The following is a 20,557-nucleotide window of genomic DNA, read 5'->3' on the forward strand; positions in this document are numbered from 1 at the left end:
AAGGTTCAGCCTCCGCTTCAAGGACGAGAACTGGCCTTTTTTGTTACGCGCCGCTCTTCATTGCTTTTAACTTGCTGTAGGTCTGCTGCGAAATCTGGTATTGGCGCTCCACAGCTTGGCGGGCCGGGCCCGTCAGATCCGAGTCGGCGAGCGCTTCCTGGTAAGCTTTCAGGGCCCATTCTTCGCCGTAGATATTGGATTCGAGCACGGCCACTTCGTCGCGGCCCGTCACGAGGGCCTTGGCACCCATCCAGCCCCGGTACAGCTTGCCTTTGGTCGTGGTGCCGGTCTGGCCGTCGCTGCCGGCACTGCGGGCAAAGCCGTTTAGCTCGTTGGCAAATTGCTGGCTTTGGTTGGCTAGTTCTTGGTAATAGGCTTTGTGCTGCGGATCAGTGCTTTCGGTAGCCGCGTGCTTGTAGCCTTCGATGCGGTCGTTTACGAAAAGGGTAAGCTCGTTGAGCGTGTCCGCAGTTTTGGAATCAGTAGCCATAACAGGCAGAAAGTGAAGTGAATACAGAAATAATATTCCTGACAAACGGCCCGCGTAGGCAAAGGGTTAGGCTAAAACATAAGAGTCAGATTTACAGATAAATAGCCAAAATCTTGTAGCGTACTAAATGCGGCTGATTTGGTAATAAAATGATAAAATTGGACTGTGCAAAGGCGCAGTCGTCACCCGTTACTTTTGCTTGCGTACACTGAACTCCATTCCTTCCTCACCAACCAAACCAATTTATGCGTACTTCTTTTCGCTGGCTAGCGGCCTCGTTGCTAAGCCTTTCCGTGTTGTCCTGCGCCAAGCAGGAAATGGTTTCGCCCACCCCGACGGCCGTGTCGGCCTCCGCCGATGTAAGCGCTACCGGCTTCCCCGAAACGTTTGAGTCGGGCACCAAAACGGCGTACACCGCGGGCAGCGTGACGCTCGGCTCCGGCTCCTGGACCCTCGACGACGCCCTGCTCGGTAATACCACTGCCGACCACAAAACGGGTACGCAATCGGCCCGCGTCCGCAACCTCGGCACGCTGACCATGAACTTTAACACCACGGCCGGCGTGGGCGTCGTGACGGTGCAACACGCCGTGTACGGCACCGACGGGAGCAGCCAATGGGAACTGTGGGCTTCCACCAACAGCGGCAGCTCTTACGCCAAAGTTGGCTCCACCATTACCAGCTCCAGCACTACGCTCCAGACGGCTTCCTTTACCGTGAACTTGGCCGGCAGCGTGCGGCTGCAAATTCGCAAAACGTCGGGGGGCACCAACCGCATCAACCTCGACAACATCACCGTCGAGCAGTACGGCGGTACCACGCCGCCACCTACCGGCACGGGCAAGAAATTTTTGTTTGACGCCACCCACGCCGAAACCGCCGGCAATGCCGATTGGGTGCTCGACGTAGACAACGGCGTGGTACCACGCTACCCCACGCCGGCTGCTTCGGGCATCACCAGCACCACCCCCGAAACCTACTGGACGGGCGCGCTGTCCTCGTGGGGCGTGGCGTTGGTAAAGCAAGGGCATCAGGTTGAGAATCTGCCGGTTGGCACGGCCATTACGTATGGCAATACTTCTAATCCGCAGGATTTGGCCAACTACAATGTGTTCGTGATCGACGAGCCCAATACCTTGTTTACGTCGGCTGAAAAAACAGCCATCCTGAGTTTTGTGCGCAACGGCGGCGGCTTGTTTATGATCTCGGACCACGACGTTTCGGACCGCAACAACGACGGCTACGATTCGCCCGCCATCTGGAACGACCTAATGAACTCCAACTCGGTACAAGCCAATCCTTTCGGTTTCAGCATTGATAAGAACAACATCGTCGAGACGTCCAGCAACGTGCGCACCGGCACCAACGCCATCCTGAATGGTTCGCAAGGCACCGTGACGCAGATCAAATACAGCAACGGCGCTACCATCACCGTCAATTCCACGGTGGCCACGCCGCTGATCTGGCGCTCGACTTCCACGCAGGGCAATGCCAACGTGCTATGTGCCAGCAGCACCTTCGGTACCGGCCGCGTGGTGGTAGTCGGCGATAGCTCCCCCGCTGACGACGGCACCGGCAGCCCCGGCAACACCGTTTACCCCGGCTGGACGGAAATCGCTAGCCACGCCAAGCTGCACATGAATGCTTCGTTGTGGTTGGCGAAGTTGCAGTAGGTCAAGTATTTGAAACTATATTATAAAAAGCCCGCTTCCCTAACAGGAAGCGGGCTTTTTGTGTTTTCTGCGTTAAGGCTAGTGCTAAGCCCCCCTCCTTTTTTAAGGAGGGGTTGGGGGTGGTAAAAGCCGTTGAACGGCAACTAGCTCTAGTTTTTACTTCTAGTCTTTACCACCCCCAACCCCTCCTTAAAAAAGGAGGGGAGCTAGTTTTTAGCTCTTGGGCTTCTCCAGCCCTTTTTGCATGTCCTTGCCAACAGCCCTACCTTTCCTCCTTGTTTTCACGCTCTGATTTCTGATCATGAAGTTCTTCCCCGCCTTCGCCTTGGGGCTGTCGTCGTTGCTGGCGGCGGCTCACGCCGAACCGGTTGCCGCCCAAATAACCCAAGTGGCCGGCCTCGCAGCCAACGCTGCCCGCGTGGCTGCCGCAAACAAAGCCGCCGGCATCAGCCGCATCGACCCGACATTTTGGTGGGTCGGCATGAAAAACCCCAAGCTACAACTCTTGGTACACGGCCCCGGCATTGGCGCCAGTCAGGTAAGCCTCAACTATGCCGGCGTAACCTTAGAAGGTACCCAGAAGCTGGACAATCCCAACTATCTGGTTATCAACTTAAATGTTAGCGCCGCCACTAAGCCCGGCAAGCTCGCGCTGACCTTCAGCGGGCCCAAAAAGACGACTTACCAATACGAATTGCGTGCCCGCAGTACCGACAAAAACCGGGTGCAGGGCATCAATAGCAGCGACTTCATCTACTTCCTGATGCCGGACCGCTTCTCCAATGGTGACCCGAAGAACGACGTAGTAAAAGGCACCCGCGTCAACCACATTGCCCGCGACTCGATGTATGCCCGCCATGGCGGCGACCTGAAGGGCATTGAGAATCACTTCGATTACCTGAAATCGATGGGCGTAACGGCCATCTGGCCCACGCCGGTGGTCGAGAACGATATGCCCAAGGCTAGCTACCACGGCTACGCCCTCACCGACTACTACGCCGTTGACCCACGCTACGGCTCCAACGAAGAGTATGTGCAATTTGTGCAACATGCTCACCAACAAGGACTTAAAGTAATCCATGATGTGGTGCTCAACCACATGGGTAGCTATAACTACCTACAACTCGACCCACCGACCAAAGACTGGGTGCACCAGTGGCCCACCTTCACGCGCAGCAACTACAACTCGCAGGCCCTCAACGATCCTTACCGCGCGCAATACGACAGCAAGCTCTACAATGACGGCTGGTTTGACACCACCATGCCCGACCTTAACCAGTCGAATCCGCTGGTGGCCAACTACATCATCCAGAACTTCATCTGGTGGATAGAATACACGGGCCTCGACGGCTACCGCATCGATACGTACCCGTACTCCGACACGAAGTTTCTGATGGACTGGAACACGGCACTGCTCAATGAGTATCCGCAGTTGCATATGTTTGGCGAAGCTTGGGTTGGGAGCACGGCCCAGCAAGCCTTCTTTGCCCGCAACATTTTCCAGCCGGTCAATGGTTACAAGTCCAACCTGCCGGGCGTGCTCGATTTTCAGTCTAACGCCGCCATTCAAGATGCACTCCGGAAAGAAAACCCGAATGTGAGCAGGCTTTATGACGCCTTGCAGGGCGACTGGATGTACGAGGACGCCACGCGCAACGTGGTATTTATGGATAATCACGACATGAGCCGCATTTATTCGGTGATTGGCGAAGACCTGGACCGCCTGAAGATGGGCTTTGCCTGGCTGCTGACCACTCGCGGCATCCCGCAGCTTTACTACGGCACCGAGATTCTGATGAAAAATTTCTCAAACCCCGACGGCCTGGTGCGCGCCGACTTCCCCGGCGGCTTCTCCGGCGACAAGAGCAACAAGTTCACGGCTGCCGGCCGCAACGCCCAAGAAAATGAGGCATTTACCTACGTCAGCAAGCTCGGCACCTACCGCAAGTCGCACCCGGTGCTGCAAACCGGCAAACTCATGCAGTTCATCCCTAACGACGGGGTGTACACCTATTTCCGCTACAACGACCAGGGCCAAACCGTGATGGTAATGATGAACTCCAACAAGCAGGAAAAGACCATCGATGGTGCCCGGTTTGCCGAGCGCACCAACGGGTTCACTTCGGCGCAAGAGGTCGTGACCGGCGCAACGGTTTCCAGCCTGAAGTCCTTTAAGATTCCGGGTCAGACGGCTTGGGTATTGGAATTGCATAAGTAGCTATTTGTAAGTAACTTGTAAAAAAACGGCCGTTGCTAAGTATTCAAGCTTAGCAACGGCCGTTTTGGCGAATAGTCTGTTTTGTGTCGTTGTCGAAGCTGAGAAAATGCTGCGGATAAATACGGGAATTTGAGTCCTTAAAACCCATCAGTTGCGTATTTTAGGGAAACGACTCCTTGCCATGACAGACATCACCGATCAAGTTGCCATCGTTACCGGGGCGAGCCGCGGCATTGGGCGGGCTACGGCATTGTTGCTGGCCATGCAAGGCGCCAAAGTGGTGTGCGTAGCCCGCTCCGCCGACGAGCTGGAAGAAGTAGCCCACAAAACCCACGGCTTGGCCGTGCCCGCCGACGTAGCCGACGAAGTCGATGCCCAAAACGTAGTCGATGAAGCGCTACTTCACTTCGGTCGCCTCGATATTCTGGTGTGCAACGCGGGGGTGGGCAGCTTCGACACGCTGGAAAACGTGCTGGCCACCGAATGGGACCGTATTTTCGACGTGAACGTGAAGGGCACTTTTCTGATGTGCAAAGCCGTAGTGCCGCACCTGAAATTGCAAGGCAGCGGCCATATTATAGGCATCACGTCGGATGTGGCCCGGCGTACTTTCGCTCATGGCTCGGTGTATGGTTCGAGCAAATATGCGCAGGACGCCCTGCTGAGCGCCCTGCGCAAGGAAGTGCGGTCGTTCGGCGTGAAAGTTAGCAGCATCTATCCGGGTCTGGTCGATACGCATTTCAATGATGCTCAGCCCGGTAGCCCCGAGGCCGAAAAAACCCATCTCAAACCCTCCGACATTGCCCAGGCCGTCCGCTATGTACTCGAAGCGCCCCCGCACGTAGTGATCGACGAGCTGATGATTCACCCGCTGACGCAGGACTATTGAGGCCCGAAACGGGAAGAAACGCCGCTGCCCAGTTTCGGATTCACTGCGCCAATCATCGCAAATAGGCTCCTTGCAATCGGTAACCTGTTATCTTACCGGTCGATATGAAGAAAGTCCTACTGCCGTTGGCTGCCTTGGCGCTTGCTTTGGCTGCATTTAGAATTCCTTTTTCTTCCCCCAATTCCGCGCCTGTGGCCGAGCCAATTTCCCTTGCGGACCCTAATACGACCGAGGAAGTGCCTCAAGATAATAAGCTGATTATCTATCAGTTAATGACGCGCCTGTTTGGCAACAAAGCCACTACCAACAAGCACTACGGCACCCTCGCCGAAAACGGTGTAGGCAAGTTTAACGACATCACCGATACGGCCTTGCTCGCGATCAAGAAGCTGGGCGCGTCGCATGTGTGGTTTACGGGCGTCATCGAGCACGCCACCATGACCGACTATACCAAGCACGGCATTGCCCTCGACGACGCCGATGTGGTGAAAGGCCGCGCCGGGTCGCCCTACGCCATCAAGGATTATTACGACGTGGCCCCCGACTTGGCCGTGAACGTGCCCAACCGCATGGCCGAGTTTGAGGCCTTGGTCAAGCGCACCCACAGCCACGGCCTGAAGGTCATTATCGACTTCATTCCCAACCACGTAGCCCGCACCTATAAATCGGATGCCAAGCCCGCGGGCGTGGTAGACTTGGGCGAGAAAGACGACAAAACCAAGGCCTTCGCGCCCAACAACAACTTCTACTACCTGCCCGGCCAAGCCTTCGTGGTGCCCAAGGAGTACAACCCCCTCGGGCTGGGCGCAGGGCCACGGGAAGACCATAAGTTCCAGGAGATGCCTGCCAAGGCAACCGGCAACGACGTGTTTTCGGCGGCTCCTTCGGTCGACGACTGGTTCGAGACCATCAAGCTCAACTATGGTGTCGACTACCAGAACAACAGGCAATTGCACCTCACGCCCGTGCCCGATACGTGGAAGAAGATGCGCGACATTCTGGTGTTTTGGGCCAACAAAAACGTCGATGGGTTCCGTTGCGACATGGCCGAGATGGTGCCCGTCGAGTTCTGGACCTGGGTAATTCCGGAGGTGAAAAAGGTGAAGCCCGACCTCATTTTCCTGGGCGAAGCCTACAACCCCAAGGAGTACAAGCGCTACCTCACCGAGGGCAAATTTGATTTTCTCTACGACAAAGTCGGCCTCTACGACGGCCTGCGTCGCCTCATGCACGGCGAAGGCAACACCGACGACATCACAAAAGTCTGGAGCCAGGAAAGCCGCGGGTTTGGCTCGCGGATGCTGCGCTTTCTGGAAAACCACGACGAGCAACGCATTGCCTCTAAGGACTTTGCGGGCGACCCGCGGGCGGCCATTCCGGCCATGACGGTGTCGGCTACCCTGGGCTCAGGGCCGGTGATGCTGTACTTTGGGCAGGAAGTGGGCGAGCCGGCGCACGGCAGCGAAGGCTTCAGCAGCGAAGACGGCCGCACCACCATTTTCGATTATTGGGGCGTGCCCGAACACCAGAAATGGATGAACGGTGGCAAATTCGACGGCGGCCGCCTGAGCGCCGAGCAAAAGCAGCTGCGCGACTTCTACAGCCGCCTACTCAACCTCACGGCTACCAGCGACGCCATCCGGCGCGGCCGTTTCTACGAGCTTCAGGATGCCAATAACCTCGGCCAGCAATACGATCAACGGCACGTATACAGCTACCTGCGCTTCACCGACAAGCAGAAACTGCTGATCGTAGCCAATTTCAGCCGCGACAAAACGTCAAAACCCACCTTGGTCATTTCCAAGGAAGCGATGCAGGCCGCCGGGCTCAACCCCGATAAAGTGTACACCTACACCGATCTGCTCAACAATGCCCCCGCCACCCAGGGCCTCACCCTGACCTTGGCCCCGCAGAGCGCCTACGTCTTCGAGATCAATCTGAAGCAGTAACTTTTCTTATCTTTAAGTGTCTTCCGGCTACTGATAATTAGTGCTCATAACTATTTGATAATCAATTAGTTATTTTGGTAATTTGTCCGTATTCGGTGGCTCTTTCGTCCTGTTCTTTACCCCAAAATTCCCCCGATGGCAACCAGTGTAGCGGCTCCTACTGATACCCGCCCCAAACCCCGCCTGAGTTTCTGGCAAATCTGGAACATGAGCTTCGGCTTCCTGGGCATCCAGTTCGGCTTTGCCCTGCAAAATGCCAACGTGAGCCGCATCTTCGAAACGTTGGGCGCCAAGCCCGATGAACTGGCGTTCTTTTGGCTCGCGGCTCCGCTCACGGGTTTGCTGGTACAACCTATCATTGGCTACCTTTCTGACCGCACCTGGAGCCCGCGGTTCGGACGGCGGCGTCCCTTCTTTACGGTTGGTGCCATTCTGGCTTCCCTGGCGCTGCTGTTGATGCCCAACGCCTCCGCCCTCTGGATGGCCGTGGGTACGCTGTGGCTCATGGATTCCAGCATCAACATTTCGATGGAGCCTTTTCGAGCTTTGGTCGGTGACCTTTTGCCCGATGAGCAGCGCACGATGGGTTTCGCTGCCCAGACCTTTTTTATTGGCGTCGGTGCCGTGGTGGCCTCCATGCTGCCCTACATTTTCACCAATTACCTGAACGTGCCCAACACGGCCGGGCCGGGCGAAATTCCTCCGTCGGTGCGCTACGCGTTCTATATGGGCGGTGCGGCTTTTTTCGGGGCTGTGCTCTGGACGGTACTGCGCACCCGAGAATATCCGCCCGAAGACCTAGCCGCTTTTGAAGAGGAAAAACGCCGGACTGCCGGCTTTGTCAACGGGCTGCGCGAGTCGTTTATGGGAATCTTCCAGATGCCCCAAACGATGCGCCAACTGGCTGTGGTGCAGTTCTTTTCGTGGCTGGCGCTGTTCTCGCTCTGGATATACACTACGCAGGCCGTTACGGCGCACGTGTACCATACTTCCGACACGACTTCCAAGCTCTACAACGAAGGCGCCGACTGGGTGGGCGTTTGCTTCGCTGTATATAATGGCGTTTCGGCGGTGTTTGCGCTGTTGCTGCCCTTCATTGCTCGGGCCACCAGCCGCCGGTTCACGCACATGCTTTGCCTGATAGCCGGTGGGTTGGGCCTGATTTCCATCTATCTTATTCAGAATCCCAATTTCCTGTTGCTATCGATGGTGGGAGTGGGCATTGCTTGGGCCAGCATTCTTTCGGTGCCTTATGCTATGCTGGCTGGGTCGCTGCCCGCCAACAAGATGGGCTATTACATGGGTGTGTTCAACTTCTTCATCGTAATTCCGCAGGTGGTCGCCGGTCTGATTTTGGGCTGGGTTACCAAGCACCTATTCCACGATCAATCAGTGTACACGCTCGTGTTTGGGGGCTGCTCAATGATCTTATCGGGGCTGCTCACTCTGCGCGTTTCCGACGAAGGTGATGCGCGCCTGCCCATCGGTCCGCCGCCCTTGCCCGAACCCGGCTACGACGCACCTCTGCAAACGGACCCACGTCTGTAAATCGTCTTGGCTTACTGCCAAAAAGCCCAACTGCGCTCTGCGGTTGGGCTTTTTTGTGGTCGTTTGTAATTAATTGATAATTAATCACTTATGATAGTTAGTGTTTTTGGCGCCCGGCCGCTCTACGTATCCTTACTGATATTTCGCATTTATACGCAGGCGCAATTGCTTGTAAATCAGCATTTAACCCGGTAGCTCGAGCGGTCTTTCCTGCGTATGCCTTGGGAACATTGGCGCCTTCGTTGCAGCAACGCGGCGCCTAGTTATCCACGGGTGCCTATGCTAGTAGCTTTTATCTTTTTCGGGTTCTTTTTTAGTGTTTGCGCGCTGATGCTGTGGTGGTTAGTTCGCGCGAAGCCGGTCATCGTCGCATCGTCAGATTGCCCGCGGGTGAGCATTCTGGTGGCGGCCCGCAACGAAGAAGCCGTAATCGAGCGGTGCCTGGCATCGTTGACGCAGCTGCGCTATCCCACTGATAAACTGGAGATACTCATCGCCGACGATGCCTCTACCGATAACACCGCCGGCGTCGTGCGGCGCTTCATTGCCGATAAGCCGCAGTTTCGGTTGCTCACGGTCAGGCACCGGCTGGGCACGGCTCGCGGCAAAAGCAACGCCCTAGCCCACCTGTGTCGCGCCGCCACAGCCGATTATTTCTTCATCACCGACGCCGACATGGCCCTGCCGCCCGACTGGATTCAGACCATGCTGGGCGCGGCTCCCGATGGCGTAGGCGTAGTAACCGGCGTCACGACCTGCAACACTACGTTGTTTGGACGCTTGCAAGGGCTGGACTGGCTGTTTGGCCTGAGCGTGATTCGCCTGCTCACCGACCACGGCTTGCCCGTAACGGCTGTCGGCAATAACATGCTCGTAACGCGCGCCGCTTACGAATCCATCGGCGGCTACGAGGCCATGGCCTTCACCGTCACAGAAGATTTGCAGCTGTTTTCGCTGATTGTCGCGCAGGGGTGGGGCTACCGCAACCTCCTCGATCCGCGGGTGCTGGGCGTATCGGTGCCGCAGCCTACGGTGCGGTGCCTGTTGCAGCAGCGCAAGCGCTGGATGAAGGGGGCCGTGCGGCTGCCGTGGCAACTGTCGGCGCTGTTTGGCCTGTACGCGCTGTTTTACGTGGCCGTGTTCTGGCCGGGCTTGTTATCGCTCGGCAGCATCGCCGTGCTGTTCAGTGCTAAAGTGCTGTGTCAGATGGTGTTTTTGAAAATCACGCTGCGGCAGGCCGGGCGCCGCGAATCGTGGGCGGTGCTGCTAGGCTATGAGCTTTACCTGTGCCTGATGTCGGGGGCGGTGCTGGTGTATACCGTGGTGCCGGGTCCTATTCAGTGGAAAGAGCGCCGCTATCGGTGGGCGGAGGGGTAAGCGCGCCGGCAGAAACGTTCTGCAAGACCGGATCGCTCAACCACTGCTGAGCGCTCTGCTCGCCCGTAAAGGTCTTAAAATGAACCTGTTGTAATTGGGATTGTTCCGGAGCGGCTTCTGCTTTTTGCAGCCGTTCGTTGAGCAGCTCCAGGTGGTACGGCGCCACCAGATAGGCGATGCGCGCAGGCCGTCCGCCCAAACTCGCCAACAGATCAGCCCGAAACGTGGTGAGCACCCACTCAAAATCTTCGGCCGAGGCCAGGCCGCGGCTGCGCAAATCAATTTGCCAGCGCATGACCCCGGTGGTCTTGGCCAACTCCAGGGCTGCGTGGTAGCCTGCCCGGTGCTCTTCGGAACCAACCGGCTGCGTCCAGCGCACAAATAATACCTCCAAATCGGGACGGTAGTTGAGGCGGACGTAGGTAAGGTCAATCGAATGCATAGGGGCGAACAACGTACAGAGGTAGGCAACGGCTGACCGGTTATTTAAGTTTAAACACGACTGTAATCTTATTAAACCGGCCCGACTAGCTTCAAGCTAATGTGTTCATACACTGAAAGATAGCTCAGGCAGATGAAAGTTGTATGAGCCCAAAAACAAATAAAAACCGCGCTTGCAGCCAGCAAGCGCGGTTTTAGTTCATCACAAGACTAGCAACTGCTCAGACGCCGCCCAAGCTTTTCTCCCGAATGGCTTTAAACTCCGAGCCAGTTTTCCACTTCGGAAAGGTAGTTTCGCCGGCCAGGCGCTGCCCCACCCGAAACAACAGGCGGGCATCTTGTTCCACGCCGCCCAAATCCCATTTCGGATCGTATTCGTCGGCGGGCTGGTGATAGCGGTGTGCTTCGTAGTCTTCGCTGCGCTCTTTGGTGAAGGCGCGGCCGTTGGCGCGGCTCTCAAACCGCCCGTTGGCGTCCAGGGCGGGCACGCCTACGTGGGCAAAGCTGAAGTGGTCGGAGCGGAAGAAGCTGCCTTTCTCCGGCGTTTGATCGGGCAGAATGTAGCGGCCTTGCTCTTTGGCCGCGGCGCGGGCGTAGTCGTCCAGCTCCGACTGGCCGTAGCCGATCACCGTCAGGTCTTTCATGGGGCCGTTTACCGAAAGCGCATCCATGTTCAGGTCGGCCACGGTTTTGGCCAGCGGGTAGAGCGGATGCGCTGCGTAATAAGCCGAGCCCAGCAAACCCTGCTCTTCGCCGGTCACGGCCAGAAACACAATGGTGCGGCCGGGTTTCGTCTTGGCCTGCGTGAAGGCTTTGGCGATGTCGAGCAGAGCCGCGCAACCGCTGGCGTTATCAACGGCGCCGTTATAAATCGAGTCGCCGTTTACGGCTGGCCCGATGCCCAAGTGGTCCCAGTGTGCGGTATACACAATGTATTCGTCGGCGCGGGTAGTACCCGGCAACACTGCCACCACGTTTTTAGAAGCCGTCCGCCGGATTTTGTTACGTATTGACGTACTGACCGTTAGGTTTAAAGGCCGCGGCTTAAAGCCCTTCTTATTGGCGGCGGCGTAGGCTTCCTCGTAGTTCTGGCCGGCGGCGGCAAACAGGCGCTTAGCCGCGTCCAGCGTGACCCAGCCTTCCAGGGCACACTTGCTGGCGCCTTTATCCGGCGTTTGGGGGTAGAGCTTCGCGCCCGACCAGCTGCTTTGCACTACCGACCAAGGATAGGCCGCGGGCTTGGTGTCGTGGACGATGAGCAGGCCGGCGGCGCCGTGGCGGGCGGCCTCCTCGTACTTGTAGGTCCAGCGGCCGTAGTAGGTCATGGCCTGGCCTTTGAACACGGTCGAGTCCGCGCCCGCGTTGCCCGGGTCGTTGACCAGCACGACCACGGTTTTGCCCCGCACGTCCCGCCCGGCGTAGTCGTCCCAGCCGTACTCGGGCGCCACCACCCCGTAGCCGGCAAACACCAGGGGCGAATTTTGCACCGCCACCACCGGCTTCTCTTGCTCGGTGAAGGCCACGTAATCCGTTTTGTAGTTCAGCGTTAGGCTTTTGCCCTGCCCGGCGACGGTCATGGTCGGGGCGGGCATACCCGTGATTTCTACCAGCGGTACATCCTGAAAGTAGCTGCCGTTGGGGCCGGGCTTCAGGCCAAGCTTTTTGAATTCATCAGCCAGATACGCCGTGGTTTTCGCCTCGCCCGGCGTAAAGGGTTTGCGGCCCTGGAACTCATTGGACGACAATACTTTGATGTGCTCGGCAATGCTGGCGGCGGTAATGCCATCCGGGGGCGCAGCAATCGCGATTGAATCGGTGGCCGCGTCAGTGTCGTCGGTGGTGGTCGCGGTAGAGGACGATTTGCTTTGGCATCCCGCTAATAGGCTCAACAGCAAAGCGTTACCAAATAGCAAAGAATAGGGTAGTCTCATGGGCGGCAGAACGAGAGTGAGAAAGAGAAAGGCAGTGAGCGAGCAAAAAGCTGATCAACAGCTCAAGGTGTGGAAAATGCGGCACACTGAAAATTCCGGTAAATGAATATCTTAGGGGCCGCGAACAGATATAGTATCTTCAGGAGAAAAAATATAACGTTGCCGTAACCATAGTCGCCTCAACTATTACCGAATTTTGCCGTTCCATCCCAAACTCTCACCTATATAACTCTTCCGTTATGATCAAATTCTCCCCAACGGCAGTCGCAAGTTGCCTGTTCGCTACCGCAGCCTTGCTGGCCGGCTGCAAAAAGGATGGTCCGGTTATGCATGGCCCCGACAAGATGCCCACGCACGTTTCGTCGTTGCGGTTCATCGGCGAAAAGATTGTGCCTTTCAAGCAGGACTACAACAATACCACGATAGGTGGGCTTTCGAGCATCGACTACCGCCCCGATAAGGACAAATACTACATCATGTGCGATGATGCAAGTGCTTTCCAACCAGTGCGTTACTACACTGCTGACATAGATTTTGACCAGACGCAGTTTACGAACGTGAATTTTACGGGCGTCACCACCTTCAAGCGGCCCGACGGCAGCCTTTACCCCAATACAGCCGCTGATCGCTACAGCGCTATCGACCCCGAGGGCCTTGCCTACGACCCCGCTACGTCGCACCTCATCTGGTCGAGCGAAGGCATTCGTAATGTGACGGTTACGCCGGCAGTGCTCACCGATCCTTTTCTGTACGAGGCCAACCTCGACGGCACCTTTGTCGCCTCCTTTGCACTGCCTTCTCTGTTTAAAATACAGTCTACCGAAAACGGCACGCGTTCCAACGGCTCGTTTGAAGGTGTCTCAGTCGTGCCCAATAGCCGCTATGTCTTTACGGCCAATGAAGAGCCTGTGTATGAGGACGGGCCGCGCGCCGATTTCGGCGTGGCCGGTTCGCCCATCCGCCTGATCAAGTACGACAAAATGACGCATCAGCCGGTAGCGCAGTATGCCTACAAGCTGGATGCCGTGCACGCGGCCCCCATTCCCGCCGATCAGTTCCGGCTGAACGGAGTGGTAGAAATGGTAGCCATGTCGGAAACGAAAATGCTGGTCATGGAGCGTTCTTTCGCCGTGGGAGCGACGCCGGATTACGTGGTTAAAATCTACGAAGTTGATCTGGACGGGGCCACCGATATATCGCGTGTAAACAGCTTAAAAACAGCTATTTACACGCCAGTAAGCAAGCGCCTCGTGCTGGACGTGGCCTCCACCGGCATCAAGCGCGTCGACAACCTCGAAGGCATGACTTTCGGCCCGAAATTGGGCAACGGCCACTACTCGCTGGTGCTGGTTTCCGACGACAATTTCGGCAGCTCCCAGATTACGCAATTCCTGGCGTTTGAAGTAATTCCATAACCAACCGGTTACTAAATTTTTAAAAGTGCAACTGCCTTATTATTAGGTGGTTGCACTTTTTTATTTTCCGCTATCTCCAGAAGCAAATTGCAGAAAGCAAAAAAATAACGGGCGGCGTGCGTCCGTAGGGGAATGCATCCGTCTATTGGCGATGTTGTGCGGTACGTTACGACCGAATCACATCTTCATCTTTTGCTTTTCGTGTATTTATGACGCAAAAACGACTCTGGCTGTTGGGCCTGGGCCTCTCGCTCTCGCTGCACCCAATGCTGGCGCAGCAAAAAACCACTGCTGCCAAGACCAAACCCAAAACCGTAATCGTACCCGCCAAAGCTACCGCCGGCGGTGCGCGCTTAGTGGAAAAAGTAACCCGCAAGGGTTCGGAGCTGGTTATTCCGTACGAAAAATACGTGTTGCCCAACGGCCTGACGGTCGTTGTAACCGAAGACCACAGCGACCCGCTGGTGCACGTCGACGTGACCTACCACGTGGGCTCGGCGCGGGAGCAAATCGGTAAGTCGGGTTTCGCTCACTTCTTCGAGCACATGATGTTCCAGGGCTCCGACCACGTAGCCGATGAGCAGCATTTCAAGCTGGTTACGGCCGCCGGCGGCACTTTGAACGGCTCGACCAACCGCGACCGCACCAACTACTACGAAACCGTACCGGCCAACCAGCTCGAAACAGCCTTGTGGCTGGAAGCCGACCGCATGGGCTTTCTGCTCGATGCCGTTACCCAGCAAAAATTTGAAGTTCAGCGCTCTACCGTCAAAAACGAGCGCGGCCAGAACTACGACAACCGTCCCTACGGCCTGGCCGGCGAGAACGTATCGAAAGCGTTGTATCCGTACGGCCACCCGTATTCGTGGATGACCATCGGCTATCTGGAAGATTTGGACCGCTCGAACGTGGACGATCTGAAGAACTTCTTCCTGCGCTGGTATGGCCCCAACAACGCCACCCTGACCGTCGGCGGCGACGTGAAACCGGCTGATGTAGTACGCCTAGCAGAGAAATACTTCGGCCCGATCAATCGGGGCCCGGCCGTGCAGAACATGAAGCTGCCCGCGCCCAAGCTGGCCTCGGATCGTTATGTGAGCTACCAAGACAACATCCGCTTCCCGATGTTGCAACTGGTGTTCCCGTCGGTGCCGCAAAACCACCCCGATGAAGTAGCCCTCGACGCGTTGGCCGAAATTATTGGCTCGGGACGTAACTCATTGCTATACAAGAACTTAGTAAAGAACCAGAAAGCCGTTCTGGCGCAGGCCTACAACCAGACTACCGAGTTGGCTGGCCAGTTTACCATCACAGCCCGCAGCTTCCCCGGCAAAGGCCTCGACAGCACCGAAGTGCTCGTGCGCAAATCGCTGGCGGAGTTTGAGCGTACCGGCGTTTCCGACGATGCCTTGGCGCGCTTCAAAGCCAGCCGCGAAGCCGACTTGGTCAACAGCCTGTCGAGCGTGAGTGGCAAGGTTTCGCAATTGGCTGCTAATCAGACGTTCACTGGTAATCCTAATCGCTTGCCTATCGACGTGCAGCAGTTGGGTTCGCTGACCAAAGCCGATGTGCAACGTGTTTACAATCAATATATTAAAGGCAAGCACGCCGTGATCCTGAGCGTGGTGCCCAAAAATGCTCCCACGCTGGTTGCCCACGCCGACAACTACCAAGTGTCGAAGGATGGCTACCAGGCACCGAAAGACGAGTACGCCGGCCTGACTTATGTGAAGGCCAAGGACACGTTCGACCGCGGCACGCAGCCCAAAGCCGGTACCAACCCAGTGGTGCAGGTGCCCGCTGTGTGGCAGGACCAGTTTGAGAACAAGCTGCGCATTATGGGCACGCGCAACGCGGAAATCCCGACGGTTACCATGCTGCTGACCATTCGTGGTGGCCACCGCCTCGAGCAAAACGACCGCGACAAGGCGGGCATCGCTGCGCTCACGGCGGCCATGCTCAACGAAGGCTCGCAGAAATACACCAGCGAACAATTTAGCGCCGCCCTCGACAAGCTGGGCAGTGCCATTCAGGTGAGCGCCGGCAACGAAAACACAACGGTGTACGTGCAAACGCTGACCAAAAACCTGCCGGCTACGATGGCGTTGTTGCAGGAGCGCTTGCTGCACCCACGCTTCGACCAGGCTGATTTTGACCGCCTTAAGAAGCAAACCTTGGAAGGCATTGCCAACCAGGTGACGCAGCCGGTAGTCATTGCCGACAATACGTATTCGCGTTTGCTCTACGGCGGCCTCGACATCATGAGCACGCCGGTAAGCGGCACCAGCGCCAGCGTGCGCAGCATCACGCTCGACGACGTGAAGAAGTTTTATCAGCAGAACTACGCCCCCAACGTGAGCTACCTGACGGTGGTCGGTGACGTCGATCAGAAGACGGCGGAAGCGCAGATGGGCTTCCTGAAAGGCTGGCTGCAACAAGGCGTAAACCTGCCCGCCAGCCCCAAAACCCAGCAGCCGGACAAAACGCGGATCTACTTCGTGAACAAGGACGGGGCGGCGCAGTCGGAAATCCGCGTCGGCTACCTGGCCCTGCCTTATGACGCGACTGGAGATTATTACCGCGCTTACCTCGCCAACTATATCCTGGGCGGTGCTTTCAACTCGCGCATCAACCTCAACCTGCGCGAAGACAAAGGCTATACCTACGGCGCTCGCTCGGGCTATTCGGGCTCGCGTTTTGTGGGGCCTTTCACGGCCTCGGCCGGCGTGCGCGCCGATGCTACGGCGGCTTCGGTAAAGGAGTTCATGAAGGAGATCGAGAACTACCGCAACGGCATCACTGACGAAGAACTACAATTCCTGCAAGCCTCTGTGGGTCAGAGTGATGCGTTGCGTTACGAAACGGGCCAGCAGAAAGCTGCCTTCCTGGCGCGCCTGCTCGAGTACGACCTCGACAAGAACTACGTGCAACAGCAGAGCACCATCTTGAAAAACCTGACGAAGGAAGATGTCAAAACGTCGGCGCAGAAATACCTGCCCGCCGACCATATGTACATTGTAGTGGTTGGCGACAAAAAGTATTTGCCTGAAGTGCAACAGCTTGGCTACGAAGTAGTTGAGTTGGATGCTGACGGCAACCGCCTGACGCCTGCCGTAGCCGCTGCTCCGGCCGCCGCTGCCGAACCTGCGCCTGCGCCCGTCGAAACCAAAAAGTCGAAGCGCAAAGCCAAGACAGAAGACGGTAAGAAAATCAAGGTGAAGGAAAAGGCTGGCGAAGCCAAATAGCGGTCTGCTACTTCCTCATTGCAAAGGCCCGTCTCCAGTTGGAGGCGGGCCTTTTTGTTTATAACTACTTGTATATGAGTTATTTGTGTGGCTTGAGTTGGTGGGTATAAATTGTCTTTTGCCCTCTGAAGTAAATAGTATCTAAATAATATACTACTCGCACAAAGCACGTGTGTTTGTATCCTGTACCTTAACGTAGGAATTAGACACAACTACCCTTTTTATGATCTGCAAGCCCTTTATTTTGCTCGGACTTGGCTCGGCTTTGGCCTTGTCGCCAGCCGCCCAAGCCCAGCAAAAAGCCCCGGCCAAACCGGCCATGGCCACCACCAATTCTACCGGCGGCACTCGTCTGGTGGAAAAAGTAACCCGCAAAGGTTCGGAGCTGGTGATCCCGTACGAGAAGTACGTGCTGCCCAACGGCCTGACGCTGCTCGTGGCCGAAGACCACAGCGACCCGTTGGTGCACGTCGACGTGACCTACCACGTTGGCTCGGCGCGCGAAACAATTGGCAAATCCGGTTTTGCCCACTTTTTTGAGCACATGATGTTTCAGGGCTCGGATCACGTGAAAAGTGGTGAACACCCCAAGATTATCAGCGCCGCGGGTGGTAGCATGAACGGTTCGACGAACCGCGACCGCACCAACTATTTTGAAACCCTGCCCAGCAACCAGCTCGAAACTGCCTTGTGGCTGGAAGCCGACCGCATGGGCTTCTTGCTCGACGCCGTTACCCAGCAAAAATTTGAGATTCAGCGCGCTACGGTAAAGAACGAACGCGGCCAGAGCGTGGACAACCGCCCGTATGGCTTGGCCGACGAACTCAAGGATCGGGCGCTGTACCCGTATGCGCATCCGTACTCGTGGTCGGTGATTGGCTCGTTGGAAGACCTGGATCGCTCGAACGTGGACGATCTGAAGAACTTCTTCCTGCGCTGGTACGGCCCCAACAACGCCACCTTGACCGTCGGCGGCGACGTGAAGCCGGCCGAGGTGGTGAAACTGGTGGAGAAGTACTTCGGCTCCATCAAGCGCGGTCCGGCTGTAGCGGACATGAAAGTAGCGGAGCCCAAGCTGGCTTCGGACCGTTACGTGAGCTACCAAGACAACATCCGCTTCCCGATGCTGCAACTGGTGTTCCCGACCGTGCCACAGTACCACCCCGACGAAGTCGCTCTGGATGCGTTGGCTGACATCATTGGGCGCGGCAAAACGTCGTTGTTGTATAAGAACCTGATTAAGAACCAAAAAGCCGTGCAGGCTTCGGCCAGCCACCCGACCTCGGAACTGGGCGGCGAATTCACAATTTCGACTTTCAACGTACCCGGTCAGCAGCTTGATAGCACCGAAGCCGTAATTCGGAAGACGTTCGTAGAGCTGGAAAAACGCGGCATCACCGACGACGATGTACAGCGCTTCAAAGCCAGCCGCGAGGCCAGTATGATTAACCGGCTGGCCAGTGTAAGCGGTAAAGCTTCGCAACTGGCAGAATTTCAAGCGTTTACGGGCAACCCCAACCGTCTGCCGGAAGAGATGCGCAAGTTACAAGCCCTGACCAAGGCCGATGTGCAACGCGTTTATAATCAATATATTAAAGGCAAGCATGCGGTAATCGTAAGCGTGGTGCCTAAGGCCGGTACGCCCGTTGCCGCGGCGCATCCCAACAACTTTGAGGTATCGAAAGCAGGCTTTAAAGCGCCTGCCGACGAGTACAAAGGCCTAACCTATGTGAAGGCCAAGGACAACTTCGACCGTACCCAGCGGCCTAAGTCGGGTGCTAATCCGGTGGTGAAAGTGCCAGCTTACTGGCAAGAGGAACTGCCTAACGGTCTGAAGGTTATCGGGGCCCGCAACAGCGAAATCCCATCCGTAACCCTGTTGCTGAGCATGGGCGGCGGGCATCGGCTGGAGCAGCAAAACCCTGCAAAAGTCGGCGTCGCGGCCCTTGCGGCTTCTATGCTCAACGAGAGCTCACAGAAATACACGGGCGAGGAGTTTACGGCCGCGCTTAACAAGCTGGGCAGCACCATTCAGGTGAGCTTGGGCAACGATAACACGACGGTGTATGTGCAGTCGTTGACCAAAAATCTCGACAAGACCATGGCGCTGCTGCAGGAGCGCCTGTTGCATCCGCGCTTCGACGAGGCTGATTTTGCTCGCCTCAAAAAGCAAACGCTGGAAGGCATTGCGGCGCAAAACACTCAGCCAGTGACGGTTGCCAATAAAACTTACGCCCGCTTGCTCTACGGCGCCAACGACATCATGAGCGTGCCCACGAGCGGCACTGCAGCGTCGGTGCAAAGCATCACGCTTGACGACGTAAAGCAATTTTACCAGCAGAATTACGCGCCCAACGTGTCGTATCTGGTGGTAGTGGGCGACGTCGAGCAGAAGGACGTAATGCCCAAGCTGACCTTCCTGAAAAGCTGGGAGAAAAAATCGGTGGCACTGCCCACAGTGAATCCGGCCGTTCAGCCAGACAAAACGCGGATCTACTTCGTGAACAAGGATGGAGCCGCGCAGTCGGAAATCCGCGTCGGCTACCTAGCCCTGCCTTATGACGCGACCGGCGAATACTACCGTGCGTATTTGGCGAACTACATGCTGGGCGGCGACTTTAACAGCCACATCAACCTCAACCTGCGCGAGCAAAAAGGCTATTCGTACGGCGCCTACTCATACTTCGGTGGTACGCGCTACGTGGGACCCTTCACGGCGCAAGCCGGCGTGCGCGCCGATGCTACGGCACCCGCGGTAAAGGAGTTCATGACCGAAATTCAGAACTACCCGAATGGGGTTACGGACGAAGAGGTTGCTTTTCTGAAAACCGCTGTGGGTCAGAGCGATGCCTTGAAATACGAGACCGGCCAACAGAAGGCGAACTTCTTGGGTCGCATCGTAGAATACAACCTGCCCCGGGATTTTGTGCAACAGCAGCAAACCATCCTGCAAAACCTGACGAAGGAAGATGTCAAAACGTCGGCGCAGAAGTACTTGCCTGCCAACAGCATGTACATCGTCGTGGTCGGCGACCGGGCGAAAGCTTTCCCCGGCCTCGGCGAGTTGGGCTATGAGGTAGTCGAAATGGATGCCGATGGAAATCGGGTGGCTGCTCCAGCCCCAGCGGCCGCTGCTACTCCTGCCGCTCCCGCTGCCGCCGCTGCGGATGCTGCCGAATTGGGCGACAAAAAGATGAAGCGCAAGGCCAAAGACGAGGATGGCAAAAAGATTAAGATCAAGCACAAAGAAGGCAGCGACGCGAAATAATCGCGCTCAGCCGAATAGTAAAAAAGCCAGCCTTCGTATCGAGGGCTGGCTTTTATGTTTAAGATCTGTTGCGGCTAACGCAGTGGCTTATGTTGCCCTCACTAAACACGACG

The 20,557-nt window shown here is 56.6% G+C and carries 12 protein-coding genes; 9 read left to right on the forward strand and 3 right to left on the reverse strand.

The genetic code is table 11. The features are described 5' to 3' along the window. Positions 1-43: 43 nt before the first annotated feature. Complete coding sequence (locus tag FHG12_RS08595) at positions 44-490, reverse strand: ferritin-like domain-containing protein (RefSeq protein ID WP_139515341.1); 447 nt, start codon at positions 488-490, stop codon at positions 44-46. 245 nt (positions 491-735) lie between these two features. Between FHG12_RS08595 and FHG12_RS08600 the strand changes: the two genes are divergently transcribed. The 6 genes from FHG12_RS08600 to FHG12_RS08625 all read left to right on the forward strand — a co-directional run bounded on the left by FHG12_RS08600 (position 736) and on the right by FHG12_RS08625 (position 10,144). Further along, a complete protein-coding gene (locus FHG12_RS08600) occupies positions 736-2,163 on the forward strand; it encodes a hydrolase (RefSeq protein WP_139515342.1) in 1,428 nt (475 codons plus the stop codon). A 301-nt stretch (positions 2,164-2,464) separates the two neighbouring features. Continuing rightward, positions 2,465-4,381 (forward strand): glycoside hydrolase family 13 protein, encoded by a 1,917-nt coding sequence (locus tag FHG12_RS08605; RefSeq protein WP_139515343.1) that lies wholly within the window; start codon positions 2,465-2,467, stop codon positions 4,379-4,381. A gap of 181 nt (positions 4,382-4,562) precedes the next feature. Further along, positions 4,563-5,270 carry an SDR family oxidoreductase gene (locus FHG12_RS08610; protein WP_139515344.1) on the forward strand — a complete coding sequence of 236 codons (708 nt, stop codon included), beginning with the start codon at positions 4,563-4,565 and terminating at the stop codon, positions 5,268-5,270. Between the two features lie 104 nt (positions 5,271-5,374). Further along, positions 5,375-7,219 (forward strand): alpha-amylase family glycosyl hydrolase, encoded by a 1,845-nt coding sequence (locus FHG12_RS08615; protein WP_139515345.1) that lies wholly within the window; start codon positions 5,375-5,377, stop codon positions 7,217-7,219. Between the two features lie 135 nt (positions 7,220-7,354). Next, entirely contained in the window at positions 7,355-8,767 is a 1,413-nt protein-coding gene (locus tag FHG12_RS08620) for an MFS transporter (protein WP_230471332.1), read from the forward strand. Between the two features lie 279 nt (positions 8,768-9,046). Then, positions 9,047-10,144 carry a glycosyltransferase gene (locus FHG12_RS08625; protein ID WP_165699345.1) on the forward strand — a complete coding sequence of 366 codons (1,098 nt, stop codon included), beginning with the start codon at positions 9,047-9,049 and terminating at the stop codon, positions 10,142-10,144. Here the strand turns inward: FHG12_RS08625 and FHG12_RS08630 are convergent. Then, entirely contained in the window at positions 10,101-10,586 is a 486-nt protein-coding gene (locus FHG12_RS08630) for a hypothetical protein (protein ID WP_139515347.1), read from the reverse strand. The two genes, FHG12_RS08625 and FHG12_RS08630, sit on opposite strands and share 44 nt — an antisense overlap. Positions 10,587-10,806: 220 nt before the next feature. Further along, positions 10,807-12,516 carry a M28 family metallopeptidase gene (locus FHG12_RS08635; protein WP_139515348.1) on the reverse strand — a complete coding sequence of 570 codons (1,710 nt, stop codon included), beginning with the start codon at positions 12,514-12,516 and terminating at the stop codon, positions 10,807-10,809. Between the two features lie 239 nt (positions 12,517-12,755). Here FHG12_RS08635 and FHG12_RS08640 point away from each other — a divergent pair, with 239 nt between their 5' ends. The 3 genes from FHG12_RS08640 to FHG12_RS08650 all read left to right on the forward strand — a co-directional run bounded on the left by FHG12_RS08640 (position 12,756) and on the right by FHG12_RS08650 (position 20,444). Then, positions 12,756-13,931: an esterase-like activity of phytase family protein gene (locus tag FHG12_RS08640; protein ID WP_139515349.1), complete on the forward strand. Its 1,176-nt coding sequence runs from the start codon at positions 12,756-12,758 to the stop codon at positions 13,929-13,931. Positions 13,932-14,140: 209 nt separating this feature from the next. Further along, the gene (locus tag FHG12_RS08645) at positions 14,141-17,176 is read left to right on the forward strand and encodes a M16 family metallopeptidase (protein ID WP_139515350.1); all 3,036 of its coding nucleotides are present in this window, start codon (positions 14,141-14,143) and stop codon (positions 17,174-17,176) included. Positions 17,177-17,399: 223 nt separating this feature from the next. Beyond that, positions 17,400-20,444, forward strand: coding sequence for a M16 family metallopeptidase (locus FHG12_RS08650; protein WP_230471333.1), 3,045 nt, complete (start codon positions 17,400-17,402; stop codon positions 20,442-20,444). The last annotated feature ends 113 nt before the right edge of the window (positions 20,445-20,557 follow it).

Origin of the sequence: Hymenobacter jejuensis (assembly GCF_006337165.1) — a bacterium.
Classification (GTDB): Bacteria; Bacteroidota; Bacteroidia; order Cytophagales; family Hymenobacteraceae; genus Hymenobacter; species Hymenobacter jejuensis.